The sequence below is a fragment of the Streptomyces sp. NPDC051776 genome, from assembly GCF_040681345.1.
In the GTDB taxonomy this organism is placed as follows: Bacteria; Actinomycetota; Actinomycetes; order Streptomycetales; family Streptomycetaceae; genus Streptomyces.
The window spans coordinates 1-1,183 of record NZ_JBFAYQ010000171.1 but is presented as its reverse complement, the minus strand read 5'-3'; the positions used below and the strand labels follow the sequence as shown (position 1 = coordinate 1,183).

At 68.7% G+C, this 1,183-nt stretch carries 1 protein-coding gene; it reads right to left on the bottom strand.

What is annotated here, in order from left to right:
• Positions 1 to 1,183, bottom strand: a 1,183-nt coding sequence (locus AB0M26_RS31950; protein WP_365266555.1) for a polyketide synthase, incomplete at both ends; no start/stop codon positions are given.

The window sequence follows — 1,183 nt, the reverse complement described above, 5'->3', positions numbered from 1 at the left end:
TCGCCGCGTTCCCCGCCTCCACACCCGAAGCAACCGCCTCCAAACCCCGCAACAACTCCGCGCGACCCGAACCCCAAACCACCGCCCGATGCTCGAACAACGACCGCGACCGAACCAAAGCCCCCGCGACCTCGACAACACCCAACCCTTCGGCGCCGGTCACCAACCCCGCCAAACGCCCCGCCTGCGCACACAACGCAGCAGCCGAACGCCCCGACACCACCCACGGCACCACACCACCAGCAACACCGGCGGCAACCCCACAAACCCGCGCCCCCTCCCCAACCCCCTCCGCAACCCCCTCCGGCACCTCATCCGGCAGCGCCCCCTGCGCGACCGCCTCCGGCACCTCATCCGACAGCGGCGCCTCCTCCAACACCAAGTGCGCATTCGTACCGCTGAGTCCGAACGACGACACCCCCGCCCGGCGCGCCCTGCCCTCCACCCGCGGCCAAGCGGCATCCTCCGTCAGCAACTCGACCGCCCCCGCGGACCAGTCGACGTGCGACGAAGGCACCCCCACATGCAACGTGCGGGGCAACATCCCCTGCCGCAGAGCGAGCACCATCTTGATCACACCCGCGACACCCGCAGCCGCCTGCGTATGACCGATGTTCGACTTCACCGACCCCAACAGAAGCGGCCGCTCACGCTCCTGACCATAAGCCGCGATCAACGCCTGCGCCTCGATCGGATCACCCAGACCCGTCCCCGTACCATGCGCCTCCACCACATCCACATCCGCAGCCCGCAACCCCGCACCCGCCAACGCCGCACGAATCACCCGCTGCTGAGACGGCCCATTCGGCGCCGTCAACCCATTCGACGCACCATCCTGATTAACAGCACTCCCCCGCACCACCGCCAACACCCGACGCCCATTCCGCCGCGCATCCGACAACCGCTCCACCAGCACCAAACCCGCACCCTCGGAAAACCCCGCCCCATCCGCCGCATCCGAGAACGCCTTGCACCGACCATCCGACGCCAGACCCCGCTGCCGACTGAAGTCCAGGAACAACCCAGGCGTCGACATCACCGTCACACCACCGGCCAACGCCAGATCACACTCACCCGACCGCAACGCCTGCACCGCCAGATGCAACGCCACCAGCGCCGACGAACACGCCGTGTCCACCGTCACCGCCGGACCCTCCAGCCCCAACGTGTACGACACCCGGCC